The organism is Lentzea jiangxiensis, from assembly GCF_900104175.1.
GTDB lineage: Bacteria > Actinomycetota > Actinomycetes > Mycobacteriales > Pseudonocardiaceae > Lentzea > Lentzea jiangxiensis.
Genome location: NZ_FNIX01000002.1, coordinates 372,834 through 399,078, shown reverse-complemented (window position 1 = coordinate 399,078; position 26,245 = coordinate 372,834). Strand labels below are relative to the sequence as shown.

Sequence of the window (26,245 nt, the reverse complement as noted above, 5' to 3'; positions counted from 1 at the left end):
GGCTCCCGCGATGTGGAACGGCGCACAGCGATCCGCGTAACCTACAAAAAGTAGGTAAGGTGGTGCCGGTGCCAGAAGCAGTTCAGCCGAGACCGTCGAAGGAGAAGCTTCCATGCCCCGCGTTCTGATCACGGGAGTCCGCGGCAAGACCGGAGTCCCGCTCGCCGCTCTGCTCGCGGCCCGCCCCGGCGTCGAGGTCCTGGGCGGGAGCAGCAACCCGTCGTCCGTGACCCTCGGAGGTGTGGTCCCGACGGCGTTCTCGTGGGACGACCCCGGCGGCTGGGACGCCGCGGTCGAGGGCGTCGACGCGGTGTTCCTGGTGCGGCCCGACCGCCCGGACGCCCCGGAGCTCATCTCCTCCCTGCTCACCAGGATCCCCACCACCACGAGGATCGTGCTGCTGTCCGAGCGCGACGTCGACTCGTTCGAACCGGGTGACTGGTCCGTGCGGGCGGAAAGCGCTGTCCGGGAGAGCGGGCACCCGTGGACGTTCCTGCGGCCGAGCTGGTTCATGCAGGTGCTGACCGACGACCGGTTCTACCGCGGCGAGATCACCGAGCACGGGCGGCTGCCGTTCGCCGGGGCGGGGGCGAGCCTGGCGTGGATCGACGCGCGGGACATCGCCGCGGTCGCCGAGTGCGCGCTGCTCGACGAGGGTCACGACGGCCGGGTCTACGAACTGACGGGCCCGGAGTCGCTCACGCTCCCCCAGACGGCCGCGGTGCTCACCGAGGCGCTCGGTCGCCCGATCGCGCACGAGGAGGTCACGGCCGACGAGGCGGTCTCCGGTCTCGAGGGCTTCGAGCGGGAAGAGTTCGTCTGGACGCTCGACCGGGTGTCGGACGGCGTGTTCGCCGACGTGACGGACGTGGTCGAGAAGGTCACGGGCCGCCCCGCGCGCACCCTGGCCGCCTTCGCCGCGGACCACCGGGCCGACCTGACGCCGTGAAGCGCCTCTCGAAGCAGGAACGCCGCGACCAGCTGCTCGCCACGGCCCGCCGGATGGTCCGCGAGGACGGCGCGGACCGGCTGACGCTGGCCCGCCTGTCCGAACGGGCGGGCGTGTCGAAGCCGGTCGTGTACGACCACTTCCCCTCGCGGTCGGTGCTGCTCATCGAGCTGTACCGGACGATCGACGCCGAACAGGTGCAGGCGCTGCGCACCGAGCTCGCGCGGGGGCGCGACCTCCGGGAGACCGCGGACGTCCTGGCGGTGGCGTACATCCGCTGCTTCCTCGACACGGGCGGCGAGTGGCACGCCATCGGCGCGGCGCTGGAGGGCAGCGCGGAGAAGGTGGCCGTGCACCACGAGCTGCTCGACGGCTACGTGCGGCTGTTCGCGTCGGTGCTGAAGCCGCACTCGTCCCTGTCCCTGGCCGAGCTGAAGCGGCGGTGCATCGGCCTGGTCGGGGCGGGTGAGGCCCTCGGGGCGGCGATGCTGCGCGGGATCAGCGGCGAGCAGAGGGCCGCGCGGTCGCTGGCGGCGCTGATCGAGGCGGCCTGCCGCTGACGGCCCCTCACCCGTTCGCGCTGTCCTGCGGCTGCGGGCACGGGCCGCCGGGCGTGGTCAGCAGCTCGAAGTGCCACATCTCGTTGGCGTACGCCTGGCACAGCCCGTAGTCCGCGCCGTGCTGGACCAGCCAGTCGGCGGCGGCGGTCGGCCCGATGTCGATCGCCTGCCCCGTCACGTGCCTGGACCTGTCCGGCGGGTGCACCAGCTTCCTGGCCTCCTCCTCGCTGCGGTAGCGGGCGACGGCCTCGTCCAGCAGCCGCTGCTGGTACTCCCTGCTGCGCCAGCCCGACGTCACCTTCAGCTCGACCCCGCGCGCCGCCGCGTCGGCGGCGGCCGCCCGCACCGCGGCCAGCAGCGCGGGGTCGAGGTTCGCGAGGGCGGCGTGGCCGCTGTCGTCCAGCGAGATGCTCTGGTTCGCCGGGATGCTGCCGTCCCCGGTGGTGCCGATGGGCGAGGGATCCGCTCCGGGTGCGCAGGCCGCCACCGCGAGGACGAGCGCGGCCACCGGAACCGTTCGCATTACCACCGCTGATCTCCCGTGAATGGTGCCGGAATCCGACTCCTCCGACACTGCGCGGTCGATGTCATCGCGCCGCACGCGGAGTGTGCGCGTTCTGCAACGGATGCCGCCCTCTTGGCCGCACCGCTGCGCCATCAGGAACTTCGGGCACACCCTCGGTGTCGTTCGGACCCGATCCCCGGACCGCACCAGGTGGTTTACCGCGCAAGTACCGCCCGTGGACCGGAGAGCGGGCATCCCGGGAATGCGCTTGCGAAACGAAGACCTTTCCGGGCCAGGAGGAAAAATGGTTGAGCGGACAGGCATCGCGGGGAGTTCCCTCTTACTCGTGGCGGCTCTCCTGACCGGCTCCGCGGCGCCACCGCTGGCCGCGCGGGAAGCCGCTCCCGCAGGACGCGCCCAGTCCTTCTGGCTGCACCTGAACAGCACCCCGGTCGACGACGCCACCCTCGCCGTCGAGGCGAGACGGCGCGCGCACATCGTGCTCAACGCCTGGGAGGGCGACCTCCTCCGCAAGCTCAAGGCCGTGAACCCGGCGGTGAAGGTCTACGTCTACAAGGACCTCTCCTCCACCCGTTCGTACGCGTGCAAGAACGGCAGGGACGACGAACAGCTGCCCGCCGGGCTCGGCTACTGCCGGGTCCGCGCCACCCACCCCGAGTGGTTCCTGCGCGGGACCGGCGGCAGGGAGCTGGTCTACTCCGGCTACGAGGGCCACTGGCAGATGGACGTCGGCAACCCCGGCTACCGCAGGGCGTGGGTGACCGCGGTCGTCGCGAACGCCGAGGCCACGGGGTTCGACGGGGTGTTCCTGGACAACGCCCTCTTCACCTGCGACGCCTACCACTCGGGGACGTGCCCGGCGAAGTACCCGGACCACGCGTCGTTCCAGCGGGCCTACAGGGGCATGCTCGCCGAGGTCAGGACCGGGTTCTCGGCCGCGGGGCTGCTCGCGGTCGGCAACCTCACCAACGCCCGCCTGCAGCCGGGTGGCTGGGAGACCTACAGCGCCTTCCTCGACGGCGGGTTCGACGAGTGGTGGCTCGTGTTCGCGAGCAACGGGCTGCTGGAGGACTACGCGGAGGGCTGGCGCAAGCAGGTCGCGCAGATCGCCGCCAACGAGGCCGCCGGGAAGATGACGTGGGTGCAGCCGCACTTCGACGTGGGCGACGCGAAGGCGTTCCGGTACGCGGTGGCCGGCATGTTCATGACCACGAACGGCAACACCGCGATCGCCGAGGTCGCGAAGACCGACGGTTACGGCGACCCGACGCCGTGGCACGCCGAGTACGACTGGCACCTCGGCCACCCGGCCGGCGTGTACCGGGCCGTGGCGGACAAGGTCTACCGCCGGGACTTCACCTGCGGCGCGGTCGTGGTCAACGCCAACCCGACCGGGAGCCGCGAGGTCGAGGTGCGGCTCCCGCGCACCCACACCGACCAGGACGGGAAGCAGGTCAGGTCGGTGAAGCTGCCGGGCACGAGCGGCGCGCTGCTGCGTGCGAACTGCTGACGCACGGGGTATCCGCAGGCGTGGACCGGATCAAGCGCGGACGCCGTCTCCCCTTCCTCCTCCAAGCTGCCGTCTTCGTCGTGCTGGTCGTGCTCGCGGTCGTGTTCCACGACTCCGCGAGGTGGCTCGTCAGTGCGGCGTTCTCGTTCCTCGGGGTGTGCATCGGCACGGAACTGGTCGAGCGGCGCAAGCGTCGGAGTGAGGCCGCCGGTTGACGAACTGCCGCAGTCCCGCACGACGCCGCCGGTGGCACCACCGCCCTCCCGCCGGAGGGCCCGGCGAGCGGAGGAGCCATCAGCGGCTTGGGCGTGCGGGTGTTGGGACCGCTCGAGGTGTGGCGGGACGGCCGCCGCGAAGGCCTGGGCGGGGTCCGGCAACGGGCGCTGCTCGCGCACCTGGCCCTGCACGCGAACACCGGGGTCTCGCTCGACCAGCTCGTGGAGGCGCTGTGGCCGGTCTCCCGGCCGAGGTCGGCGGTGTCGAACGTGCGCACGTACGTCTGGCAGCTGCGCAAGGTCCTCGACGACCACCTGCGCACCCACGGCACCGGCTACGTCCTGGCCGTGCGGCCGGACGAGCTCGACGCGCTCCTGTTCGACGAACTGGTGGCCGACGCCCGCCGCAGGCCCGGCGCCGCGCTGGAGCTGCTGCGGCGGGCGGAGTCCCTGTGGCGCGGCCGGCCGCTGGAGGACCTGCCGGACCACGACGCGTGGGCACCCGCGATCGCCCGGCTGCAGGAGGCGAGGCTCGCCACGACCGAGCAGCGGCTCACGTTGCAGGTGGCGCGGGGTGAGACCACCACCGCGATCCCCGAGCTGCGGACGTTGCTGGCGGAGCACCCCTACCGCGAGAGCGTCTGCGCGCAGCTCGTGGTCGCGTTGCGGCGGGACAACCGGCGGGCCGAGGCGTTGCAGGTCTACTCGGACATGCGCACGCGCCTCGCGGACGAGCTCGGCCTGGAACCGGGACCGGCGTTGCGCGAAGCCCAGCTCGCGGTGCTGCGGGAGGAACCCACGGGCACGCCGATCCGGCAGCTGCCGCCGTCGGTGTCGGACTTCTGCGGCCGGGACGACGAGATCGGCGTGCTGGTGGCGGCGTTGCGGCGCGACTCGGTGTCCGCTCCGGTGGCGGGGGTGACGGGACCGCCCGGCGTCGGCAAGTCCACGCTCGCGCTCCGGGTGGCGCACCTGGTCGGCGGCCACTTCCCGGACGGTCAGCTCCACGTCGACCTCGCGGGCACCACCGGCGAGCCGCGCGATCCGGGCGACGTCATCACGGAGTTGTTGCACGCCTTCGGGATCACCGGTGCCGGGCTGCCGTCGCAGCTCACCGCCCGCGTCGCGCTCTACCGCTCGCGGCTCGCCGGCACACGCGTGCTGGTGGTGCTCGACGACGCCGCGTCGGTGAGCCAGGTCGTGCCGCTGCTGCCCGCGGGCGCCGGGTGCGCGGTGCTGGTGACGAGCCGGCGCCGGTTGCCGGAGCTGCCCGGCGCGGTGCAGGTGGAGCTGCGGCCGTTCGCCCCGGACGAGGCCACCGCGCTGCTCGCGCGCATCGCGGGCGAGGACCGCGTGCGGGCCCAGCCCGCCGAGGCCGCGGCCGTCGCCCTCGCGTGCGGTCACCTGCCGCTCGCGATCCGGGTGGCGGGCGCACGGCTCGCGGGCCGCAGCGGGTGGTCGATGCAGGTGCTGCGGGAACGGCTGGTGGACGAGTCGACGCGGCTGCGCGAGCTGAGCTCCGGGGAGCTGGCCGTGCGGGCGAGCTTCGACCTCAGCGTCCGGCAGCTCGCGGACCGGGAGCACCGGGCGTTCGCGCGGCTCGCGCTGCTCGGTCCGCACGACTTCCCCGGCTGGGTGGTCGAGACGCTGCTCGGCGAGCCGGACAGCCAGGACCTCCTCGACGAGCTGGTCGACGCGAACCTGCTGGAGTCGTGCGGTGCGGACGGCATCGGCCAGCCCCGCTACCGGCTGCACGACCTGCTGCGCTGCCACGCGCTGGAACTCGCCGGCACGGCGGCCGACCGCCACAGCGCACTGGAGCGGACGGTGCGGGCGTGGCTGTGGCTCGCGGTGACGGCGGCGCACCGGCTGCCCGTCACGTTCGGCACGACGATCGCGGCCGTCGACCGGGTGCGCGCGCCGGAGCACCTGCTGGCCGAGCCGGTCGCGTGGTTCGAGGCGGAGCGCAGGACGTTGTGCGGGCTGGTCGACCTCGCGGCCTCCGCCGGGCTCGACGACGTGGCGTGGCAGCTCGCGGCGGCCTGCGTGCCGTTCTTCGACCTGCACAGCCACTACGAGGACTGGGCCAGGACGCACACGAGGGCGTTGCAGTGCGTCCGCGCGGCAGGGAACGCGGCGGGCGAGGCGGCGTTGCTGCGGGGCCTGGCCCAGGTGCACATCTACCGCGACGAGTTCGCGGACGCCGAACGCGACCTGCTCGCCGCGCGGGAGCTCTACCGCTCGGCCGGCGACGAACGCGGCCAGGGCACCGCGGTGGCGGGCCTCGGCGTGGTGCACCGGCTGCGGGCGGAGCACGAGCGTTCGATGGCCTGCTACCGCGAGGCCCTGGCGTTGCTGGAGTCCGCCGGCGACCTGCACTCCATCGCGCACGTGCGGGCGTCGATCGGCGCGGTGCACTGCGCTCTGGGCTCGCTGGAGGAGGCACGGGCGTGGCTGACCGGTGCCCGGCGGCTCGCCGCGGACCTCGGTGACGCGCACCGGGAGGCGCTCGTGCTGGTCCGGCTCGCGACGCTGTACCGCCGCACCGGCGAGCACGACGCGGAACTGGTCAGCGCGCGCCGGGCCGTGATGATCCTGATGGACCTCACCGACGAGCGGTGCACGGCGTTCGCCCAGGTCGAGCTGGCCGAGGCGTTGCTGTCGAACGGTCACCCGCAGGCGGCGCACGACCTGGTGTGCCAGGCGCTCGACACCTACCGCCGCACGGGCAACCGCGAGGGCGAGCCCGCCGCGCTGCGCACGCTGGCACGCGCGGCGGGCGCACTCGATCAGTTGCTGTTGCCGGGCTTCCAGCCGAGGTAGTTGCGGAAGTAGCCGACCGAGCTCGCGTGGCCGATCCTGCCGCCGACGCTGGTCGACCAGAAGCCGCCGTTGCCGTCCGCGATGCCCACGTGGCCGTACTGGCTCGTGTTCCAGAAGACGAACGCGCCCCTCGGCGGGGTGCCGGTGGTGCGCCGCGTGCCGTCCGATGAACGCCAGTGCGCGATAGCCGACGCATGGTGCGTGCTGCGGTTCCACGCGAGCCGCACGGCACGCTCGCAGTAGCCCTCGTACGCGGTGCTGCCGCGGCGGTCGGACATCCACCTGATGGCGCCGGCCGCCGTCTGCTGGATCGAGACGTCGCCCTCGGCGACGCTCACGGAGGCCGTGTCCTCGAGCCACGGCTGCGCGACCTCGACGCTCGGGCTGAACACCTCCTGGCTCGCCGCACCGGCCGGCGCCGCCGTGCCGATCAGAGCCGCACCCAGCAGGCCGACTACCGCCGCCGTCATCTTGGTGAACCGCATGACATCCCCTTTTCCCAACGTTTGCACTGCTGGGGCAGCGTCCCGGGGCTGCATCCACGGCCGATACATCGCCAATACACGGCGATGACGCATAGACGGCGAGATCGCGGGTAACGCCTTCGTACGTTGCTTGTTCTGAGGAGGACGCAGTTGGCCAGCAAGAAGCCAGGCAAGCTCGTGAAGGCGGCCGTCGAGAAGGCGGTGGACAAGGTCACCGAGATGGTGAACCCGCCGATCCCCGGAGTCCCGAACAGCGAGCCGCCCTCGCTCGACGAGCCGACCGAGCCCCGCGCGCCGCTACCGCCCAAGCCGGACCAGACGGGGCCGGAGACGGTGTCCCCGACGGGCGCGCCGACCGGTGCCCCGAAGCTCAGCATGGGGCAGCAGGGCGAGTTCCTCACCACCTCGGCCGGTGCGCGGCTGTACGACACCGACCACTCGCTGAAGGCCGGCGAGCGCGGCCCGACGCTGCTGCAGGACCACCACCTGCGCGAAAAGATCATGCACTTCGACCACGAGCGCATCCCCGAGCGCGTGGTGCACGCACGTGGCTATGGCGCGCACGGAACGTTCGTCGGCTACGGCACCGCCTCGAACGTCTGCAAGGCCGCGTTCCTGGGTGACGGCGTCGAGACGCAGGTGTTCGTGCGGTTCTCGACCGTGCTGGGGTCGCGCGGCTCGGCGGACACCGTGCGCGACACCCGCGGGTTCGCGACGAAGTTCTACACCCAGGAGGGCAACTTCGACCTCGTGGGCAACAACATCCCGGTCTTCTTCATCCAGGACGGGATCAAGTTCCCCGACGTCATCCACGCGGGCAAGCCGCACCCCGACCGGGAGATCCCGCAGGCGCAGAGCGCGCACGACACGTTCTGGGACTTCGTCTCGACGCACACCGAGGCCACCCACCACGTCATGTGGAACATGTCCGACCGCGGCATCCCCCGCTCCTACCGGACGATGGAGGGCTTCGGCGTCCACACGTTCCGGCTGGTCAACGCCGAGGGCGGGACCACGCTCGCGAAGTTCCACTGGAAGCCCAAGCTCGGCGTGCACTCCCTGGTGTGGGAGGAGGCGCAGATGATCAACGGCATCGACCCGGACTTCCACCGCCGCGACCTCGCCGACGCCATCGAGTCCGGCGCGCACCCGCAGTGGGAGCTCGGCGTGCAGCTCTTCCCGGACACGCCGCGGCAGACGTTCGAGGGCATCGACCTGCTCGACTCGACGAAGTTCGTGCCGGAGGAGCTCGCGCCGGTGCAGCCGATCGGCCTGCTCACGCTCAACCGCAACACGATGAACTTCTTCGCCGAGACCGAGCAGGTCGCGTTCCACCTCGGCAACCTGGTGCCGGGCATCGACGTCACCGACGACCCGCTGTTCCAGTCCCGGCTGTTCTCCTACCTCGACACGCAGCTGACGAGGCTCGCCGGGCCGAACTTCAACCAGATCCCGATCAACCGCCCGCACGCGCCGGTCAACGACATGTTCCGCGACGGGTACCACCAGCACGCCGTGCACGCGGGCGTGGCGCCGTACAAGCCGAACACCCTCGACGGCGGCAACCCGTTCGAGGCCTCGGCCGCGGATCGGCCGTTCGTCGAGGTCGCGCAGCCGTTGCCGAAGGCGGCCAAGGTCCGGCAGTCGCCCGCCTCGTTCTCCGACCACTACACGCAGCCCAGGCTGTTCTGGCTGAGCCTGTCGCCGGTCGAGAAGGAACACCTGGTGCGCGCGTTCACCTTCGAGCTCGGCAAGTGCTACGAGCAGGCGATCAAGGAACGCCAGCTGCGGGTGCTCGCGAACGTCGACCCGACGCTGTGCGCGGAGGTGGCGAAGGGTCTCGGGCTCCCGGCACCGGCACCGGCCGTCCAGCCGAAGAAGGTCGCGCCCAGTCCCGCCCTGTCGCAGGTCGGGAAGACCTGGCCGACCGACGGCCGCATGATCGGCATCGTGGTCGACCCGGCCGACCTCGACGGTGTGCGCACGGTCCGCGAGACGATCCTGGCGGCCGGCATGGTGCCGTTGCTGATCGCTCCGACCGGTGGCCCGATCGGGGACTCCGGCCTGGTGGCGCAGCGCACGTTCCTCACGGCGCGGTCGGTCGAGTTCGACGCCCTGCTGCTCGCGGGCAGCCCGCCGCCCGGTCCGGACGCGGCGCCCGCCCGTGACGCGAAGGCCGGTGCGCCCGGCGGTCTCGTCGACCCGCGCGTCGTGCTGATGGTCCAGGAGTGCTTCCGGCACGCCAAGGCCATCGGCGCGTGGGGCGCCGGTCAGGCCGCGCTGGAGGCCTCCGGGGTCGCGGGTGCGGGCATCGCGGTCGGCGACGACGCGACGAAGGTGCTCGGCGAGGTGGCCGCGCTGCTGGGCGCCCACCGCGTCTGGGAACGCTTCCCCGCCACGATCTCCTGAGGAGCCCGCTCGTGACCGAAGCGCTGACCGAGGAGGACCTCGCCTTCCTCCGCTCGTTGTTCGACCTCGCCCGCACCGGCGACACCGCCCGGCTGGCCGAGGCGGTCGACGCGGGGGTGCCGGTGAACCTCACCAACGGCGCGGGCGACTCGCTGCTCGTGCTGGCCGCGTACCACGACCACCCGGACACCGTCGCGGCGTTGCTGGAGCGCGGCGCCGACACCGGGAGGGTCAACGACCGGGGCCAGACGGCACTGGGAGCGGCGGTCTTCCGCCGCTCCCGGCGCAGTGTGGAGCTGCTGCTGCGAGCAGGTGCCGATCCCGCGCTCGGGCCGCGGTCGGCGCTCGACGTGGCGCGGTTCTTCGACCTGACCGAGATGCTGGAGCTGCTCACCGCGCGCGAGCGCGGCTGAGCGGCCTCAGAAGTGGTCGCTGCTGGTCAGCTCGTGCTCGAACGCGTCGGCACTGGCGACCAGCAGCGCCAACGGGCGTTCGAACTCCTCGCGCACGCTCAGGTTCTCCAGGGGCACCGTGTGCTTGAGCAGCGCGATGCCGTCGACCACGCCCGCACCGCCGATCAGCGACACACCGGCCAGCTCGAGGAACCGGCGCAGGTCGATCTCCTCGGCCCGGCCGACGGCGGAGGAGATCTCGATCCAGTCCACGTCGGACTCGTGCACGTGGTGCGCCGAGACCTGCTGGGTGCGCCCGTTCCCGGTGTCGAGCCGGAACCGCAGCCAGACGTCGGTCTCCTCCAGCACCTCGTACCGCAGCCGAACGTAGTTGACGATTTCGTTCCACGACGTCATGTCGCGTCCCCGCCCCTCTCGCCGCTTCGCTGATCACCACCGTAGTGCCCGCGAGCGCCGGCGGGGGCGCGGCGCACCGCTCGTCAGCCGCGCTCTGCCTGTCGTTCGCGGAAGGCGATCATGTTCATCCGGTTGCCGCAGCGCACGCCGCAGAACCGCTTGAGGCCGTTGCGGGACAGGTCGAGCAGCAGGCCCTCGCAGTCGTCGGCCGCGCAGATCCGCAGGCGGTCCACCTCGTCGGTCCTGATCACGTCGATCAGGGCCAGCGCCGCCTCCACGCGGATCCGCTCGGCCAGCGGGGAGGTGGGTTCGGTGGCGTGGATGTGCCAGTCGAGGTCGTCGTGCCGCACGAGGCGAGGGAGCGCCTTGCCGTCGCGGAGCATCTTGTTGACGGCCTCCACGGCGTCGTCGCGGCTGAGCGTCCACACGTGCCTGAGCAGCTCGCGGGTGTTCCGGACCTCGCGCAGCTCGGCCTCGTCGCGGTCGATGCGGCCCGTGTAGGGGTAGCGGCCGAGCAGCGCCATGAGCCCGTCGACCGTGGCCAGTTCGTCCTCGCCGCCGCGCGACGCCGACGGGTGGGTGTTGCACAGGGCCACGACGAAGGCCAGCGACTCCTCTGTGTCAGGGGCAAAACGCAAGTTGACTCCTCACTCGGACGCACCTAACGTCAGGGGTGAAGAACAGATTAGGTCATGACAGCACCGAGGGCCGGGAGGCAGACCGTGGGAATGGCGTCGAAGTCGGCCGGTCTGGTCGCGGCCGCGATCTCGTTCATCTCGTTCGGCACCTCCGGGGCGTTCGTCAAACCGCTGCTGGAGGCGGGCTGGTCGCCGACCGCCGCCGTGACGGCCCGCGCGCTCGTCGCGGGACTCGTGCTGCTGCCGTTCGTCCTGTTCTCGTTGCGCGGCAAGTGGACCGTGCTGTGGCAGGCGCGGTGGCCGGTGCTGGGCATGGGACTGGCCGGCGTGGCGGTCACGCAGGTGCTGTACTTCGCCGCCATCCAGCGGATCCCGGTGGCGACCGCGCTGCTGATCGAGTTCCTCGCGCCGCTCCTGCTGGTCGGGTTCACGTGGGCGGTCAGCAGGAAGACGCCCGCGCCCGTGGTGCTGGTCGGCTCGGTGCTCGCGCTCGGCGGTCTCGTGCTCGTGATCGGGCCCGGTGCGATCCGGGCCGTGGACCCGATCGGCCTCGCCGCCGCGTTCGGCGCCGCCATCGGGTGCGCCGTCTACTTCGTGATCGCCGCACGCCCCAACAACGGCCTTCCCCCGGTCGCGCTCGCCGGTGCGGGCCTGCTGCTGGCCGCGCCCGTGCTGGCACTGGTCGGCGCGCTGGGCCTGCTGCCGTTCACCGCCACGTTCGACGACCTGCGGCTGCTGGGCGCCACCACGGCCTGGTGGGTGCCGCTGCTCGTGGTCGCGGTCGTCGGCACGGCGCTCGCCTACGCGTCCGGCATCACCGCCTCGGGGATCCTCGGCTCGCGGGTGGCGTCGTTCATCGCGCTGCTGGAGGTCGTCTCGGCGTCGCTGTTCGCGTGGGTCCTGCTGGGTGAGGAGCTCTCCCCGCTGCAGCTCGCCGGTGGTCTGCTGATCCTCGCGGGCATCGCGTCGGTCAGGGCCGAGCGGCCGGAGGTGCAGGAGCCCGCGGCCGGCGGTCGGCACCGCCTGACCCCCACCGCGGAAACGACGGAAGCGAGGAGACCCCCTCTCCCCGCCACACCCAACTTATAGCGCGACCGGGGTCTTGCGGCAAGACCCCGGCCGTGCTCCACACTCTGCGGCCGGAGCCTGTGAACAGGGGGAAGAACGCAGATGGGCAGTTTCGTGCTGGACCTGGGCGACGTCGACGGCACCCGGGTGGCGCTGTGCGGTGGCAAAGCGGCGAACCTCGGAGAACTCACGCGGATCGGCGGCATCGACGTCCCGGCGGGGTTCTGCGTGACGACCGACGCGTACCGGCGGGTTCTCGACCCGTCCTCGATCGAGGCGCACTGCGACGCGGAGGCGGTCCGGTCGCGGCTGGAGGACGTGACGATCCCGGCCGACGTCGCCGAGGAGATCACCGCGGCGGTGGCGGGGTTCCCCGGCGGGACCGCGTTCGCCGTCCGGTCGAGCGCCACGGCCGAAGACCTGCCGGCGGCGTCGTTCGCGGGCCAGCAGGACACCTACCTCAACGTCGTCGGAGCGGACGCGGTCCTGGAGCACGTCCGCCGGTGCTGGGCGTCGCTGTTCACCGAACGGGCCGTGTCCTACCGGCAGCGCAACGGGATCGACCACCACCGGGCCGAGATGGCCGTCGTCGTGCAGCGGATGGTCTTCCCGCACGCGGCCGGGGTGCTCTTCACCGCCGACCCGGCCACGTCGAACCGGAAGGTCGCCTGCGTCGAGGCGACGTTCGGTCTCGGGGAGGCGTTCGTCTCCGGCCTGGTGAACGCGGACGTCTACCAGGTCGCGGACACCGGGATCCTGCGGAAGTCCATCGCTGCCAAGGAAACCGCCCTGCACGCCGCTGCCGGAGGGGGCACGCGCGAGGAGGTGGTCGCTCCCGGACGGCAGCGGGAACCGGCTCTGGCGGACGAGCAGGTGCTGGAGCTCGTCCGGCTCGGGCGGCGGATCGAGGCGCACTTCGGCCGGCCCCAGGACGTCGAGTGGTGCCTGGACGGCAGCGGGTTCCGGGTGGTGCAGAGCCGGCCGATCACCACGCTGTTCCCCGTACCGGAGACCGACGACGGCGAGAACCACGTCTACGTGTCCGTCGGGCACCAGCAGATGATGACCGACGCGATGAAGCCGCTGGGCCTGTCCATCTGGCAGCTCACGACGCCCCGGCCGATGACGGTGGTGGGCGGGCGGTTGTTCGTGGACGTGACCCGGATCCTGACCACGCCGTCCAGTCGTGCCGGTTACCTCGACGTCCTCGGCAAGTCCGACCCGCTGATGGGCGACGCGATGCGGACGGTCCTCGACCGCGAGGGCTTCCTCCCTCCTGCCCGGACCGACGAGGACGTGCCACCGATCGTCGGTGCCGCGCCGGCGACGATCGACACCGACCCGGACGTCGTCACCGAGCTGATCGGCACCACCGAGGCGTCCGTGGCCGCGCTCCGCGGGGAGATCCGCGGCAGGTCGGGACCGGAGCTCTTCGAGTTCGTCCTCGCCGACCTGCGGGAGCTGCGCCGGCTGTTGTTCGACCCGCGCGGCAGCCAGGTGATCACGGCCGGCATGCAGGCGACGTGGTGGCTGAACGAGAACCTGCGGGAGTGGCTGGGCGAGAAGAACGCCGCCGACGCGCTGTCGCTGTCCGCTCCCCACAACGTGACCTCCGAGATGGGGCTGGCGCTCCTCGACGTCGCCGATGCCGTCCGCCCGCACCCGGAGGTCGTGGCGTTGCTGGAGAAGGCCGGGGACGACTTCCTCGAGGAGTTGCCACGTGTGCCCGGTGGACGGCAGGCGCGTGACGCGATCGAGGGCTATCTCGCGCGGTACGGCATGCGGTGCGTCGGCGAGATCGACATCACCAGGCAGCGGTGGAGCGAGCGCCCGGCGGCTCTGCTGCCGTTGATCCTCACCAACGTCCGGAACTTCGAGCAGGGCGCCGGCGAGCACCGCTTCGAGCAGGGCCGGCAGGAGGCGTGGAAGAAGGAGCAGGATGTCCTGGAGCGCCTGCGGGTGCTGCCCGGCGGCGAGGAGAAGGCCGCCGAGACCAAGCGGATGGTCGACCGACTGCGGACGTTCATCGGATACCGCGAGTATCCCAAGTACGGCATGGTCAGCCGCTACTTCGCCTACAAGGTGGCGTTGCTCGAGGAGGCCAAGCGCCTCACGCGCGCCGGAGTGCTCGACACGCCTGAGGACGCCTTCTTCCTGACGTTCCAGGAATTCCACGACGTGGCGCGGACCTCCCAGGCCGACTCCGCCCTGATCCGCCGGCGCAGGGAGGAGTTCGCGTCCCACGAGTCGCTCACGCCCCCGCGGGTGCTCACTTCGGATGGTGAGGCCATTTCGGGCACGTACCGGCGCGAGGACCTGCCCGCCGGTGCACTGGTCGGGCTCGCGGTGTCCGGTGGCACCGTCGAGGGCCGTGCCCGGGTCGTGCTGGACATGGCCCGGGCCGGCCTCGAACCGGGTGACGTCCTGGTCACCGCGCACACGGACCCCAGTTGGTCGCCGTTGTTCGTCGCGGCCGCGGGCTTGGTGACGGAGGTGGGTGGCCTGATGACCCACGGCGCTGTGGTCGCGCGGGAGTACGGCCTGCCCGCGGTCGTGGGCGTCGAGGGCGCCACCCGGTCCATCCGGGACGGTCAGCGCATCCGGGTGAACGGCACCGACGGCTACGTCGAGATCCTCGGCTGAGGGTGGGATGCCCGCGGCATCCCACCCTCACCGGGCTCAGGCGTGGGCGACCGCGACGTCCACGATCCAGGTGACGCCGAACCTGTCGGCGAGCATCCCGAACCCGGGAGACCACTGGCTCGGTGCGAACTCCTCGATCACCGTGCCGCCCTCGGCGAGGCCCTTCCAGACCGGTGCGACCTCGTCGGCGGTCTGCCCGCGCACGGACAGGAAGAACGGCTCCTCGGTCACCGTGGTGCCGTTCTCCCTGCGGGTGGTCGGCGCGCCCGGCGCGCCCGGCTCGCCCGCGCCCGGCACGTCGTAGGCCATGACGCGGAACCCGTTCTCGGCGACGACCTCGCCGAACACCACGCCGGTCGCGCCGGGCACCTCGGCGGGCATCCCGAAGTCGGCGTAGGTGACGACGTTGAGCTGCCCGCCGAAGACCGAGCGGTAGAACTCGAGCGCCTCCCGCGCCTGGCCGCGGAAGTTCAGGTGGGCAACAGCGTTGAGCGGCATCTTCTCGGTCCTTCGGTTCGTTCCGCCGCCGGAGGTCTCCGGCGATGGACACGACTTTGTCAGCAGTACCGGACAGGGAACGTCCGCTACTCGTGAGATGGTGAAACCATGCCGATCGCCACCTCGACGACCACCTCGGCCCGCCTGCTGTCGTTGCTCTCGCTGCTGCAGGTCCGCCGCGACTGGCCGGGCCTCCTGCTCGCCGACCGCCTCGGCGTCAGCGAACGCACCGTGCGCCGCGACGTGGACCGCCTCCGCGAGCTCGGCTACCTCGTCCACGCCGTGAAAGGCCCCGACGGCGGCTACCGGCTGGAAGCGGGCAGCCAGGTGCCGCCCCTGCTGTTCGACGAGGACCAGGCCGTCGCCCTGGCCGTCGCGCTGAGGATCGCCGTGGGCACGGGAGCGGGCATCGAGGAGGCCGCCGCCCGAGCCCTCGCCACCGTCCGCCAGGTCATGCCGGCCCGGCTGCGCGCCCGCATCGACGCGCTGGAGGTGGAGCCGGCCGGCCGCGGCCCCCAGGTGGACACCGACCTGCTGATGGCGCTGAGCACCGCCGTCCGTGCCCGCGAGGAACTGCGGTTCGACTACGACGCGCCGGGCCGCCCTCCGTCACCCGAGCAGCCACCCCGCCGGGTGCAACCGCACCACCTCGTCGTCCGCTCGGGCCGCTGGTACCTCGTCGGCTGGAGCCCGGACCGCCAGGACTGGCGCACCTACCGAGCCGACCGCATGACCCTGCGCGTGCCGAACGGCCCGCGCTTCACCCCGCGCGAGGTGCCCGGCGGTGACGTCGCCGCGTTCCTGTCGGCCCGCTTCCGGGGCTCGGAGACCGGCACCTGGCCGTGCCGGGGCGAGGTGGTCCTGCACCTGCCGCTCGCCGACGTGGCGCCTTTCGCCGGCGGCGACACGGCGGAGGAGACCGGCCCCTGCCGGACGCGGCTGGTGACCGGCTCGTGGTCGTGGGCAGCGCTCGCCGCCCGGCTCGCGCGCTTCGACGCCGAGGTGGAGGTGGTCGGGCCGCCCGCGCTGCGCGAGGCGTTCGCCGACCTGGCGGGCCGTGCCGCTCGCGCCGCCGGACAGCGTTCGAAGTAGACGGGCTGCCGCACCGCGAAGTTCCCGGCTCCGCCGCCCACCACGCCACCCCTGCCGACGGGCCATCCGTGCCGCGCGTTACGCGCCGCCTCACCCCTTGGCCGCACGACACGCCGCCCTGGCCACCCGTGCCGCCCCGGCCCCGCTCTCCCGCGCGGCCCGCACCACCGATCAGCGGTGGAGGTAGGCGGCCAGCCCGCCCAGCTCCTCGCCCGCGATGAACACCGACCGCACGTGGATCAACGCCTCCTCGACGTGCACGGGACACCCCCACGCCGAGTCGCCCCACGAGTCGGCCACCTTGATCTCCGCCGCCGCGGCGCACCCGGCCGTCCCGCCCAGCTGGCAGTGCTCGGGGTGCGGCGCGTTCGCCTGCGCGGCCGCCGCGGCCCGCATCTGGGCGTTGAGCTCCGCGGCGGCGTCGGCACGTCGTTCGGCCTCGGCACGCAGCTCCCGTTCCGCGCGCACGGCTTCCGCCAGCGCCTTGCGCGCCGCTTCCGCCCGTGCCTCCGCCTCGCGCTGCGCCACCTCGCTGCGGTGGCGTTCGACGGCAAGGGCCGCGGTGTCGGCGAAGAGCCTGGCCAGCGCGAGGTCCGCTTCCTGCGGGGCCCTCGCGGTCCGGTGGTACATGGCGAACGTGCCCAGGAGTGTCCCGTCGCGCGCCAGGATCGGCGTGGACCAGCAGGCACCGAGTCCGGCGCGGTCGGCCAGCGGGCGGAAGTCGTCCCAGAAGGGGTCGGTGGCGATGTCGGTGACGATCACCGGTTCCCGCCGGTGCGCCGCCGTACCGCAGGAACCGACGCCCTCCCCGGTGGCGATGCCGTCGATGGCCTCGTTGTAGAAGTCGGGCAGGCTCGGCGCGGCGCCGTGCCGCAGGTGCCGTCCGTCGGCGTCGGCGAGCAGGACCGACACGAGGATCTCGTCGGGCGTCAGCTCCTCGATGCACCGGGCCATCCCGTCGAGCACCTCGGTCAGCGGCGCCTGGCGCGCGATCTGCTCCAGCAACGCGCGGTGCTCGGCCATCAACCGTTGCGCGTGTTTGACCTGCGTGGTCTCCACGCCGATGACGCGCACCCCGGCCACGCCGCCGTCGCGATCGCGGCGCGGCTCGCAGGTGAGGTCGAAGAACGCCTCCCGCGCGTGCGGTCCGGTGCCCAGCACGACCCGCACGTCACGCCCCGTGCTCGGCTCACCGGTGCGGTACACCTGGTTCAGCAGCGCGACAAACCCCTGGTCGCCCCGTTCGGGAAGCACCTCCGCCACGGCACGACCGAGCAGCGCGCGCTCTTCCCCGACAGCGGCGTGGAACGCGGGGTTGGCCGTTTCGACAACGTGCTCCGGCCCCACGAACGCCGCGTAGACGGCCGCGGACTGCCCGAAAAGGGTCCGCAGGTCGTCCTGCTCGACCGCCACGAACCCCTGCGGTTCCTGCATGTCAAATACGCTCACGGCGCGCCCTCCCGCCATGCGTCCCGGGCACGCTGCTGAACCTCGGACGCCTTCTGCTCCTCCCGCCGCGCGGGCGGTACGAAGAATGGTACGCAACGAGAAGATCACCCCGCTTGACGGATCTCGCGATCGGACGACCTCGCCACCGCGGTGAACGGTCGCGCGGCTGTGACGTTCCTGCTCCTCCCGGCGATCTTCTCCGCGGAGGAGGCGTGGTGGCGAAGACGTTGAAGTCGCGCACGGGCCGGTTCGTGGCCGGTGCCGTGCTGGTGGGTGCCGTTCTGGGCGTGGTGGTCGTGCTCCAGAACTCCGCCGAGCAGCGGTCGTGGGCCAGCACCGAGGGCGTGGTGCGGGAACGGCTGAAGTCCGGAAAGAGCGTCTCGGTCGAGGTCGAGTACTCCCTCCCGGACGGCTCGAAGCAGGTCGCGACGCTGTCGGAGAACGGCCCGGCCCGCCGGCCCGGCGAGCGAGTGACGGTCCGGTACGACCTCCGGGAGGGCCGGGTGGCCGACGCCGCCCTGGCCGACAACGACCAGGCGCACCGGGTCGCGGGCGTCATGTTCGGCGTGGTGGCGCTCGGAGCGTTGGTCGCGAGCCTCATCGCGTGGACTCCCCCGCGCCGGCACGACTAGGTGAGCTGCACGAGCAGCGAGCCGGCGACGAGCAGCGAGAGCCCTGCGAGGCGAACGGCGGTGAGCGGCCTGCGCGGCATCCGGAAGGAGCCGCGGTGATCGATCACCGCGGAGGCGACCTGCTGCCCCGTGACCGGCGCCTACGGCTTCTGGCGCACGCACGTCCGAACCCTGCTCACCGACGCCCCGGACCCGGACGCCCTCCTGGAGACCCTGCTGGCCCCGCTGGCGCCCGAGGTCTACCAGGAACAGCGGCGCCGAGGCCTGACCCAGCAGCAGATCACGGCATCGCTCACCTGGCTGAGCGAACGCCTGCTGCGCCCGTGACCGCCACCCCGGAGCCGCTCGCACTAGGGTGACGGCGTGGCTGAACTGCTGACCGTCGACGACGTCCGGGCCGCCGCCGAGGCGATCGACGGACGGGTGCTGCGCACGCCCACCCTGCCCTCCCCCGGCCTGTCGGCGCTGCTGGGCGTTCCGACGACCGTGAAGCTGGAACTGTTGCAGCGCAGCGGTTCTTTCAAGGCGCGCGGGGCGTTCGCGAAGATCCTCTCACTGTCCGACGAGGCGCGGGCGGCGGGTGTGGTCGGGGTGAGCGGCGGCAACCACGGGATCGCGCTGGCCGACGTCGCGGGTGAGCTGGGGGTGGCGGCGACGGTCGTGATGCCCTCGTCCGCGCCCGCCCGGTCGGTGGAGCTCGCTCGTGCGGCGGGGGCGGATGTACGCCTCACGGACGGGTTGGCGGCGGCGTTCGGGCTGCTCCGCGAGCTGGTGGAGGCGGGGGCGACGCTGGTGCACCCCTACGACGACCCCGTTGTGGCGGCCGCGCAGGGCACCGTGGGACTGGAGTTCGCACAGGACGCGCCGGACGTCACCGACGTGCTGGTGAGCATCGGCGGCGGCGGGCTCGCGGCGGGGGTGGCGACGGCGTTCCGGGCGCTCGTGCCCGGTGTGCGCGTGTGGGGTGTCGAGACCGAGGGTGCCGACGCGATGCGGCAGGCGCTGGACGCGGGTGGTCCTGTGGAGATCACGCCGACATCGGTCGTGTCGACGCTGTCAGCGCCGCACGTGTCACAGCTGACGTACGACCACGCCGTCGCGCTGCTCGAGGACGTCCTCACGGTCTCGGACGCGCAGGCGGCGCGGGGGTCGATCGCGCTGGCGGAGCGGCAGAAGGCGTGGGCCGAGCCCGCTGCCGGATGTCTGGTGCCGGCGGCCCGCACCGTGCTCGACCGCGTCGGCGGAGGTGCCCGGCTGGGGATCGTGGTGTGCGGCGGGAACGCGGCCGTCGCCGACGTCATGAGGTGGGCGAACGCCTGAAACGCCGCTGCCCGGCACCCACTCGGGTGCCGGGCAGTCAGAACGAGTTGTCGGAATGTCAACATTCCGACAAGGGAGCCGTCTCAGCGCCAGCCGAGCGCCGGGGCGACGTGCACGAGGATGTTCTCCAGGACGTGCGCGTTGTATTCGACGCCCAGCTGGTTCGGCACGGTCAGCAGCAGCGTGTCGGCCTCGGCGATCGCCTCGTCCTCGGCCAGCTGCTCCACCAGCACGTCCGGTTCGGCGGCGTAGGAACGGCCGAAGATCGCCTTGGTGGGGCCGTCGATGAACCCGACGCTGTCGCGGCTCTCGCCGTCGTCGCCGAAGTACGCGTCGTCGAGGTCCGTGGTGATGGCGAAGATGCTGCGCGACACCGACACGCGCGGCTCGCGCTCCCAGCCCGCCTCGGTCCAGGCCTTGCGGAACGCCCGGATCTGGTCGGCCTGCTGGACGTGGAACGGCGCGCCGCCCTCGTCGAACTTCAGGGTCGAGCTCATCAGGTTCATGCCCTGCTCGGCCGCCCACACCGCGGTGCCGTTGGAGCCGGCGCCCCACCAGATTCGGTCGCGCAGGCCCGGCGCGTGCGGTTCGACCCGCAGGAGCCCGGGCGGGTTCGGGAACATCGGCCGCGGGTTCGGCTGGGCGAATCCGCCGCCCTCCAGCACCTTCAAGAACACCTCGGAGTGGCCGCGGGCCATGTCGGCGTCGGTCTGGCCCTCGGCGGGCTGGTAGCCGAAGTAGCGCCAGCCGTCGACGACCTGCTCGGGCGATCCCCGCGAGATGCCGAGCTGCAGCCTGCCGCCGGCGATGAGGTCGGCGGACCCGGCGTCCTCCGCCATGTACATCGGGTTCTCGTACCGCATGTCGATCACGCCCGTGCCGACCTCGATGCGCTCGGTCTTGGCGCCGACCGCCGCGAGCAGCGGGAACGGCGACGCGAGCTGCCTCGCGAAGTGGTGCACGCGGAAGTAGGCGCCGTCCGCGCCCAGCTCCTCGGCGGCCACCGCGAGGTCGATGGACTGCAGCAACGTGTCCGCCGCCGTCCTCGTCTGCGAATGCGGGCTGTCCGACCAGTGCCCGAACGAGAGAAAACCGATCTTCTTCATGCCGTGCGGTACGTCCGTCCCTGTAGTTGGTCCAGCCCTGTCAACGCCTGATCCACTCGGGACATTCCGCGCGGGGACCAGCCCGTCACGCCCGGCGTGACGGGCGTCGCGTCGCGGTTTGCCCTGCTAAGGCACGGGTATCACGTCCGTTCACCCGACGACGCGGAAGGCCGACTGTGGATCCTGGCTCCCTGCTGTACACCGGTGCGGGGTTCGCGACCCTGGCCGCCGCCTTCCTGCCCCGGCTGCTGGACCGCGCTCCGGTGTCGATGCCGATGCTCTTCCTCGGCGCGGGAGCCCTCACGTTCACGGTCGTCGACGCGCTGCCCTCGCCCGATCCCGACGAGCACGTCACGGTGCTGCTGCACCTCACCGAGATCTGCGTGATCATCTCGCTGATGGGTGCCGGTCTCGCGCTGAACCGGCCGCCGGGGCTGCGCCGCTGGGCCACCACGTGGCGCCTGCTCGCGATCACGATGCCGTTGTCGATGCTCGCCGTCGGGTTGCTCGGGTGGGGCGCGCTCGGGCTCGGTGTCGCGTCCTCGGTGCTCGTGGCGGCGGCGCTCGCGCCCACCGACCCGGTTCTCGCCAGCGAGGTGCAGGTCGCCGAACCCGCCGAGAACCCCGACCAGGACGAGGACGAGGCCCGGTTCGCGCTCACCTCGGAGGCGGGGCTGAACGACGGGCTGGCGTTCCCGTTCACCTACGCCGCCATCGCGATCAGCGTCGTCGGCGCGGCGCCGTCGGCGTGGCTCGGGCACTGGCTCGGGGTGGACGTCGTGTGGCGGCTCGCCTGCGGTCTCGCGATCGGCGTGGGCATCGGCTGGTTGCTGGGCAAGCTGTTCTTCTCCGCGCCGTCGGAGAAGTTCCGCCTCGCCGAGCACGCCGAGGGGTTCGTGGCGCTCGCGGCGACGTTCCTCGCGTACGGCATCACGGAACTGCTTGAGGGCTACGGGTTCGTCGCGGTCTTCGTGGCCGCCTGCACGATCAGGGCGGCGGAACGGCACCACGGCTACCACCAGGTCCTGCACCGCTACGTCGAACAGGCCGAGCGGATGCTCACCGTCCTGATCGTCTTCCTGCTCGGCGGTGCCGCGGCCACCGGGCTGCTCGCCGGGACGAGCTGGCGCGAGATCGCCGTCGCCGCGGCCGTCGTGCTGGTCGTGCGGCCGCTGGCGGGGTGGATCGGGCTGCTGAAAGGGCGCACGGGTCCACGGGAACGCACGGTCATCGCGTTCTTCGGCGTCCGCGGTGTCGGTTCGCTGTTCTACGTGACCTACGCGCTGCAAGAAGGCCAGTTCACGGACCACGACTCGATCTGGCGGATCGTGGGGCTGGTCGTCGTCGGGTCCGTCCTCGTCCACGGCCTGTCCGCGTCGCCCGTCATGTGGCTGCTCGACCGCAAGCGGCGGCAGGAGGGCGGCGCGGACAACGCCGCCCAGACGCCGGTCTGACCCTGATCGGGGCGACGCGGCGGAGGCGCTGTCCGGCCGGGTGACGGGGCCCGGTCAGGTCGTGCAGGACTCGTCGGCCTGCGACGCCACCGCCGGTGCTCCGCCCGCGCTCCTCCTGGCGGAGCGGGGGCGCACGGGCTGCGGCGGGTCGAGCAGGAGCCGGTAGAGCCGGTCCACCCCGCGCGCGACGTCCGGCCAGGTGTGGCGGGCGTCGACCCTGTCCACCGCCGCGATGCTCAGCGACGTCCTGAGCGTGTCGTCGTCGAGGAGCAGCCGCAGTTTCCTGATCAGCTGCTTCAGGTCGCCGACCGGCACGAGCAGGCCCGTCACCCCGTCGGTCACCGCGTCGGTGAGCCCACCGACGTCAGTGGCCACCACCGGCACGCCGCACGCCATCGCCTCCAACGGCCAGACGTCCCACGACGCCCGGTCCGGCACGCACGCCACCAGGTCCGCCGACCTCAGCAACGCGGGCATGTCCGCACGCGTGACGGGCCCGAGCAGCCGCACGCGTTCCTCCACGCCGAGCCTGCGCGCCCGTCCGCGCAGGGCGTCCGCCGCGGCGGGCGGCATCGGCCCGGCGACCACCAGCTCGGCGTCCTTCAGCCGCGGCAGGACGGCGACGAGGCCGCCCACGCCGCTGTCCGACGACGGGTCCACGACCGTGACGACGCGGCGCAGGCCGCTGCGCGCGAAGGCCGGGCCGTGCGGCTTGAACAGGTCGACGTCGACGCCTCGGGCGACGACCGAGATCCGTGAGCGCGGAACCCCCGCGGCGGCCAGGTCGAGCATCTCCTGCTCGCAGCTCGCCAGCACCAGCGCCGACTCCCGGCCCAGCAGCCGTTCGACGTCCGTCCGCCGGCCGCAGCCGTGCAGCGACTGCACGACCGGCAGGCCCGCCCGTTGCGCGGCGAGCACTGCGGCCAGGCCCGGACGCCAGTGGTGCGCGTGCACGAGGTCCGGCGGCGCGCTGTCCCACTCGGCGCGCAAGGCGTCGACGTAGTCGCCCAGGTGGGGCTCCCGGCCGTCGGCCGAGGTGGTCTCGAGGACGTCGCTGCTGTGGACGGTGACCTCGTGGCCTGCCGCGATGAGAGCTGCGGAGAGGTCCGCGACGTGCGGGTTCCCGGCGGCGAGCACCATGGAGATCTTCATCTGTCTGCTTCCTGCTCGGAACGGCGGAAGCACGGCCGACCGGCGACGTGCACGGCAGCACCTCCCAGTCCGCACGGCGGCGCCGGGACGGAGGGCTGCGGGTTGAACCCACTTCCGACCGTAGCCCACCGCCCCGGTGCCCGCAGATCAGGCGGAACGGGGCCGGCCGGACCGGTGCCCGTACGATGCGGTGAAGGGCGTCAAACAGCCGGCGTCGTGGACTCCACCTCACCCGGAGGCCGCGGGTACATGAACGACTCGGAACACGAGCTGACCGCACTGGTGGACGACCTCCCCGTGGTCGTCTGGCAGGGCGAGTCGCACAGCCGTGCGCTGACATACCTGTCCGGCACCGTCGAGCGCCTCCTCGGCCACCCGGCGCGGCGCTGGCTCGACGACCCCGGCTTCTGGGCGGAGATCACGCACGCGAACGACCGCGAGGAGACCCTGCGGCTGCGCTGGGGCTCGGACACCGACTACGAGAAGGTCTACCGCGTCGCCACGGCCACCGGCGAGGTCATGTGGCTGCTGGAGAAGGCGCGGGTGCACGGCACGCGCCGCAGCGGCGTGCTGATCGACGTGACCGCACAGCAGGCGGCGGACGAGCGGCAGCGGTTCCTCGACCTGCTCGACCGCGAGTCGCAGCTGCTCGACGACGCCGAGGACCTCATGTCGCTCGCCACGAGGCTGCTGGGCGAGCACCTGGACGTGGACCGCTGCGCCTACGCCCGCACCGAGGCCGACGAGAACCACATCGTCATGAGCGGTGACCACGCGACCGGTCTGCCGCCGCTGCCGGGCCGGTTCGCGATGCGGGAGTTCGGCGACGGCGCCCTGAAGGCCATGCGCGCGGGCGAACCCTGGGTCGTGGACGACGCGCTGAACGACGAGCGGCTCGGCGCCGAGGACCTGGCGGCCTACCGCGTGACGGGCATCCGCGCCGTGATCTGCCTGCCCCTGCTGCGCGGCGGCCGGTTCGTGGCCGCGATGGCGGTGCACCAGGCCGGTGTCCGGCACTGGACGCGGGCCGAGATCGACCTGGTGTCCGTGGTGGTGAACCGGTGCTGGGAGTGGATGCAGCGCACGCACGCCGACAGGGCGTTGCGCGACAGCGAGCAGCGCCACCGCCAGCTCGTCGAACGCGCCACGGACGCGATCTGGCTGCTGGACCACGACCTGCGGTTCGTCTCGGTCAACCCGGCGACCGGTCACCTGCTCGGGTACGAGGCGGACGAGCTCGTCGGCACCGAGATCGCCCGGTTGCTCGTGGACGGCCTGCCCGCCGACCTGTCGGTGTCCCAGGTCGTGACGATGCGCCGCGCCGACGGCAGCGAGGTCGCGCTCGAGCTCAGCACGCAGGCCACCCCGACGGGTCTGCAGGCGATCGGCAGGGACGTCACCGAGCGGCAGCGCGCGGAGGCCGAGCGCGAACTGCTGCTGCAACGCGAGCACGAGATCGCGGCGGCGTTGCAGGAAGGCCTGCTGCCCCGCGAGCTCCCGGCACTGCCGAGGCTCACGTGCGCCGCGCGGTACCTGCCCGCCACGCAGCACTCCCAGATCGGCGGCGACTGGTACGAGGTCGTGCCGCTCGGTGGCACGCGCGTCGGCCTGACGGTCGGCGACGTCGTCGGCAAGGGACCGGCCGCCGCGGCGGTCATGGGCCAGCTGCGCAGCGCGCTCACCGGCTACCTCCTCGACGGCCACTCGCCCGCGGAGTCGTTGCAGCGCCTGGACGTCTTCGCGAGGCGCATCAACGGCGCGGTGGGCAGCACGAGCGCGTGCTGCGTCTTCGACTGGAGCTCGGGCGAGCTCTGCTGGGCGTCGGCGGGCCACCCTCCGCCCGTGGTCGTCGACGGCTCGGGAGCCTGGTCGCTGACCGGGGGGACGGGCCCCGTCCTCGGTGCGGGATCCGTTTCGGCGCATCCACAACACGCCGCACCGCTACCGCCGGGCGCCTCGGTGGTGCTCTACACCGACGGTCTGGTCGAACGCCGCGACGAGGTGGTGGACGAGGGCGTCCGCAGGCTCATCTCCGCCGTGGACGCCGCCGCGGCCCTGCCTCCCGAGGCACTGGTCCAGCTCGTCGTCGAGGCGTTGCTGGCGGAAGACCAGTCGGACGACGTGGCACTGGTCGTGGCCCGCCACCTGCCCGCGCCGCTGCACCGCCACCTGCCCGCCTCGGCCTCGGAACTGTCCGCGCTCCGGCGGACCGCCACGGCCTGGGGGGCGGCGGCGGGCCTGTCCGACGACGCGGTGTACGACCTCGAACTCGCCATCGGCGAGGCCGCCGCGAACGTCGTCGACCACGCCTACCCCCACGGTGGCGGCACCTTCGACACGACCCTGGAGTGGTCGGGCCGCGGCGTGCGCGTCACGATCGCCGACGAGGGCCACTGGCGCCCCCAGCCGGCCGACAAGGGCAACCGCGGCCGGGGCCTGACCATGATCCGCGCGCTCAGCGACGAGACCGACCTCGACGCGGGCGAGCGGGGCACCACCATCCGCTTCCACGTCCCCGCCACCCCACCGGCCACCCCGGCGGCCGTCAAGCGCGTGGTCCCACCCGCCGCGGCCACCGGCCTGACCGACGTCCCGCACGAACGGGCGCAGGTCGTCCTGCTCACCGGTGACCTCGACATCGCCACGGTCGACGAGCTGCGCGCACCGCTGCTGAGCCGGATCGACGTGGCCGACCCGCGACCGGTGGAGGTCGACCTGACGGGGCTGCGGTACCTCAGCAGCTCCGGGGTGGCGCTGCTGCTGCAGGCGATGGCGGCCGCGAGAGGACGGGGGCGGGAGCTGACGCTGGTGGCGGCAGGGGCTCCGGCCCGGATCCTGGAGCTGTCAGGGCTCGCCCACACGACGCGCGACTGAGGCGCGGCCGGGAGCAGACGCCGGCGGAGGTGC

General features: G+C 72.6%; 24 protein-coding genes. 15 read left to right on the top strand and 9 right to left on the bottom strand.

Features of this window, described 5'->3' with window-relative positions:
• The first annotated feature begins 112 nt into the window (after window positions 1–112).
• Together BLQ91_RS09545 and BLQ91_RS09540 are read left to right on the top strand one after the other, a co-directional pair.
• A complete protein-coding gene (locus BLQ91_RS09545; RefSeq protein WP_090096366.1) occupies window positions 113–949 on the top strand; it encodes an NAD(P)H-binding protein in 837 nt (278 codons plus the stop codon).
• Window positions 946–1,509, top strand: coding sequence for a TetR/AcrR family transcriptional regulator (locus tag BLQ91_RS09540; RefSeq protein ID WP_218130206.1), 564 nt, complete (start codon window positions 946–948; stop codon window positions 1,507–1,509). The genes BLQ91_RS09545 and BLQ91_RS09540 overlap by 4 nt, the downstream gene beginning before the upstream one ends.
• A 7-nt stretch (window positions 1,510–1,516) precedes the next feature.
• Here the strand turns inward: BLQ91_RS09540 and BLQ91_RS09535 are convergent, their stop codons facing one another.
• On the bottom strand, window positions 1,517–2,032 hold the full coding sequence (locus BLQ91_RS09535) for a M15 family metallopeptidase (protein WP_090096365.1): 516 nt from the start codon (window positions 2,030–2,032) through the stop codon (window positions 1,517–1,519).
• Between the two features lie 328 nt (window positions 2,033–2,360).
• On the opposite strand from BLQ91_RS09535, the gene BLQ91_RS09530 reads away from it, so the two are divergent.
• The 3 genes from BLQ91_RS09530 to BLQ91_RS09520 all read left to right on the top strand — a co-directional run bounded on the left by BLQ91_RS09530 (window position 2,361) and on the right by BLQ91_RS09520 (window position 6,583).
• Window positions 2,361–3,545 carry a putative glycoside hydrolase gene (locus BLQ91_RS09530; protein WP_176959642.1) on the top strand — a complete coding sequence of 395 codons (1,185 nt, stop codon included), beginning with the start codon at window positions 2,361–2,363 and terminating at the stop codon, window positions 3,543–3,545.
• A gap of 20 nt (window positions 3,546–3,565) precedes the next feature.
• Entirely contained in the window at window positions 3,566–3,760 is a 195-nt protein-coding gene (locus BLQ91_RS09525) for a hypothetical protein (RefSeq protein WP_090096363.1), read from the top strand.
• Between the two features lie 93 nt (window positions 3,761–3,853).
• A complete protein-coding gene (locus BLQ91_RS09520; RefSeq protein ID WP_245733335.1) occupies window positions 3,854–6,583 on the top strand; it encodes an AfsR/SARP family transcriptional regulator in 2,730 nt (909 codons plus the stop codon).
• On the opposite strand, the gene BLQ91_RS09515 is transcribed toward BLQ91_RS09520, so the two are convergent.
• On the bottom strand, window positions 6,550–7,068 hold the full coding sequence (locus BLQ91_RS09515) for a hypothetical protein (protein WP_245733303.1): 519 nt from the start codon (window positions 7,066–7,068) through the stop codon (window positions 6,550–6,552). The genes BLQ91_RS09520 and BLQ91_RS09515 overlap by 34 nt on opposite strands.
• A 150-nt stretch (window positions 7,069–7,218) precedes the next feature.
• Between BLQ91_RS09515 and BLQ91_RS09510 the strand changes: the two genes are divergently transcribed.
• Both BLQ91_RS09510 and BLQ91_RS09505 read left to right on the top strand, forming a co-directional pair.
• Window positions 7,219–9,477, top strand: a complete 2,259-nt coding sequence (locus BLQ91_RS09510) for a catalase (RefSeq protein ID WP_281199323.1) — start codon at window positions 7,219–7,221, stop codon at window positions 9,475–9,477.
• 11 nt (window positions 9,478–9,488) lie between these two features.
• Window positions 9,489–9,890, top strand: a complete 402-nt coding sequence (locus BLQ91_RS09505) for an ankyrin repeat domain-containing protein (RefSeq protein ID WP_090096361.1) — start codon at window positions 9,489–9,491, stop codon at window positions 9,888–9,890.
• A gap of 6 nt (window positions 9,891–9,896) precedes the next feature.
• Here BLQ91_RS09505 and BLQ91_RS09500 read toward each other — a convergent pair whose 3' ends face one another.
• The gene (locus BLQ91_RS09500; protein ID WP_090096360.1) at window positions 9,897–10,286 is read right to left on the bottom strand and encodes a hypothetical protein; all 390 of its coding nucleotides are present in this window, start codon (window positions 10,284–10,286) and stop codon (window positions 9,897–9,899) included.
• Window positions 10,287–10,369: 83 nt separating this feature from the next.
• Window positions 10,370–10,924 (bottom strand): CGNR zinc finger domain-containing protein, encoded by a 555-nt coding sequence (locus BLQ91_RS09495; protein ID WP_090096359.1) that lies wholly within the window; start codon window positions 10,922–10,924, stop codon window positions 10,370–10,372.
• 54 nt (window positions 10,925–10,978) lie between these two features.
• Between BLQ91_RS09495 and BLQ91_RS09490 the strand changes: the two genes are divergently transcribed.
• Window positions 10,979–12,013, top strand: coding sequence for an EamA family transporter (locus BLQ91_RS09490; protein WP_218130205.1), 1,035 nt, complete (start codon window positions 10,979–10,981; stop codon window positions 12,011–12,013).
• An 81-nt stretch (window positions 12,014–12,094) separates the two neighbouring features.
• Window positions 12,095–14,635 carry a rifamycin-inactivating phosphotransferase gene (gene rph, locus BLQ91_RS09485; protein ID WP_090096357.1) on the top strand — a complete coding sequence of 847 codons (2,541 nt, stop codon included), beginning with the start codon at window positions 12,095–12,097 and terminating at the stop codon, window positions 14,633–14,635.
• Between the two features lie 36 nt (window positions 14,636–14,671).
• Here rph and BLQ91_RS09480 read toward each other — a convergent pair whose 3' ends face one another.
• Window positions 14,672–15,133, bottom strand: a complete 462-nt coding sequence (locus tag BLQ91_RS09480; RefSeq protein ID WP_090096356.1) for a VOC family protein — start codon at window positions 15,131–15,133, stop codon at window positions 14,672–14,674.
• Window positions 15,134–15,241: 108 nt separating this feature from the next.
• Here BLQ91_RS09480 and BLQ91_RS09475 point away from each other — a divergent pair, with 108 nt between their 5' ends.
• Complete coding sequence (locus tag BLQ91_RS09475) at window positions 15,242–16,225, top strand: helix-turn-helix transcriptional regulator (RefSeq protein ID WP_090096355.1); 984 nt, start codon at window positions 15,242–15,244, stop codon at window positions 16,223–16,225.
• A gap of 171 nt (window positions 16,226–16,396) precedes the next feature.
• Here the strand turns inward: BLQ91_RS09475 and BLQ91_RS09470 are convergent, their stop codons facing one another.
• Window positions 16,397–17,659, bottom strand: coding sequence for a GAF domain-containing protein (locus tag BLQ91_RS09470; protein WP_090096354.1), 1,263 nt, complete (start codon window positions 17,657–17,659; stop codon window positions 16,397–16,399).
• A gap of 230 nt (window positions 17,660–17,889) precedes the next feature.
• Between BLQ91_RS09470 and BLQ91_RS09465 the strand changes: the two genes are divergently transcribed.
• A complete protein-coding gene (locus tag BLQ91_RS09465; protein ID WP_143022571.1) occupies window positions 17,890–18,306 on the top strand; it encodes a DUF3592 domain-containing protein in 417 nt (138 codons plus the stop codon).
• Here BLQ91_RS09465 and BLQ91_RS09460 read toward each other — a convergent pair.
• Window positions 18,303–18,413, bottom strand: coding sequence for a DMT family transporter (locus BLQ91_RS09460; RefSeq protein WP_090096352.1), 111 nt, complete (start codon window positions 18,411–18,413; stop codon window positions 18,303–18,305). The two genes, BLQ91_RS09465 and BLQ91_RS09460, sit on opposite strands and share 4 nt — an antisense overlap.
• 22 nt (window positions 18,414–18,435) lie before the next feature.
• On the opposite strand from BLQ91_RS09460, the gene BLQ91_RS09455 reads away from it, so the two are divergent.
• Both BLQ91_RS09455 and BLQ91_RS09450 read left to right on the top strand, forming a co-directional pair.
• A complete protein-coding gene (locus BLQ91_RS09455; protein WP_090096351.1) occupies window positions 18,436–18,633 on the top strand; it encodes a hypothetical protein in 198 nt (65 codons plus the stop codon).
• Between the two features lie 36 nt (window positions 18,634–18,669).
• The gene (locus tag BLQ91_RS09450) at window positions 18,670–19,626 is read left to right on the top strand and encodes a pyridoxal-phosphate dependent enzyme (protein ID WP_245733302.1); all 957 of its coding nucleotides are present in this window, start codon (window positions 18,670–18,672) and stop codon (window positions 19,624–19,626) included.
• Between the two features lie 83 nt (window positions 19,627–19,709).
• Here the strand turns inward: BLQ91_RS09450 and BLQ91_RS09445 are convergent, their stop codons facing one another.
• Complete coding sequence (locus BLQ91_RS09445; protein ID WP_090096350.1) at window positions 19,710–20,732, bottom strand: LLM class flavin-dependent oxidoreductase; 1,023 nt, start codon at window positions 20,730–20,732, stop codon at window positions 19,710–19,712.
• Between the two features lie 176 nt (window positions 20,733–20,908).
• On the opposite strand from BLQ91_RS09445, the gene BLQ91_RS09440 reads away from it, so the two are divergent.
• The gene (locus BLQ91_RS09440) at window positions 20,909–22,186 is read left to right on the top strand and encodes a cation:proton antiporter (protein WP_218130204.1); all 1,278 of its coding nucleotides are present in this window, start codon (window positions 20,909–20,911) and stop codon (window positions 22,184–22,186) included.
• A gap of 54 nt (window positions 22,187–22,240) precedes the next feature.
• Here the strand turns inward: BLQ91_RS09440 and BLQ91_RS09435 are convergent, their stop codons facing one another.
• Window positions 22,241–23,338: a glycosyltransferase gene (locus tag BLQ91_RS09435; protein WP_090096349.1), complete on the bottom strand. Its 1,098-nt coding sequence runs from the start codon at window positions 23,336–23,338 to the stop codon at window positions 22,241–22,243.
• Window positions 23,339–23,587: 249 nt separating this feature from the next.
• Here BLQ91_RS09435 and BLQ91_RS09430 point away from each other — a divergent pair, with 249 nt between their 5' ends.
• Window positions 23,588–26,212, top strand: a complete 2,625-nt coding sequence (locus BLQ91_RS09430; protein ID WP_090096348.1) for a SpoIIE family protein phosphatase — start codon at window positions 23,588–23,590, stop codon at window positions 26,210–26,212.
• The last annotated feature ends 33 nt before the right edge of the window (window positions 26,213–26,245 follow it).

Excerpts from the sequence above, each read along its gene's own strand:
- BLQ91_RS09545 (WP_090096366.1), top strand. The coding sequence starts at position 113 with ATGCCCCGCGTTCTGATCACGGGAGTCCGCGGCAAGACCGGAGTCCCG.
- BLQ91_RS09535 (WP_090096365.1), bottom strand. The coding sequence starts at position 2,032 with ATGCGAACGGTTCCGGTGGCCGCGCTCGTCCTCGCGGTGGCGGCCTGC.
- BLQ91_RS09515 (WP_245733303.1), bottom strand. The coding sequence starts at position 7,068 with ATGCGGTTCACCAAGATGACGGCGGCGGTAGTCGGCCTGCTGGGTGCG.
- BLQ91_RS09500 (WP_090096360.1), bottom strand. The coding sequence starts at position 10,286 with ATGACGTCGTGGAACGAAATCGTCAACTACGTTCGGCTGCGGTACGAG.
- BLQ91_RS09490 (WP_218130205.1), top strand. The coding sequence starts at position 10,979 with ATGACAGCACCGAGGGCCGGGAGGCAGACCGTGGGAATGGCGTCGAAG.
- rph (WP_090096357.1), top strand. The coding sequence starts at position 12,095 with ATGGGCAGTTTCGTGCTGGACCTGGGCGACGTCGACGGCACCCGGGTG.
- BLQ91_RS09480 (WP_090096356.1), bottom strand. The coding sequence starts at position 15,133 with ATGCCGCTCAACGCTGTTGCCCACCTGAACTTCCGCGGCCAGGCGCGG.
- BLQ91_RS09475 (WP_090096355.1), top strand. The coding sequence starts at position 15,242 with ATGCCGATCGCCACCTCGACGACCACCTCGGCCCGCCTGCTGTCGTTG.
- BLQ91_RS09470 (WP_090096354.1), bottom strand. The coding sequence starts at position 17,659 with ATGCAGGAACCGCAGGGGTTCGTGGCGGTCGAGCAGGACGACCTGCGG.
- BLQ91_RS09445 (WP_090096350.1), bottom strand. The coding sequence starts at position 20,732 with ATGAAGAAGATCGGTTTTCTCTCGTTCGGGCACTGGTCGGACAGCCCG.
- BLQ91_RS09435 (WP_090096349.1), bottom strand. The coding sequence starts at position 23,338 with ATGAAGATCTCCATGGTGCTCGCCGCCGGGAACCCGCACGTCGCGGAC.
- BLQ91_RS09430 (WP_090096348.1), top strand. The coding sequence starts at position 23,588 with ATGAACGACTCGGAACACGAGCTGACCGCACTGGTGGACGACCTCCCC.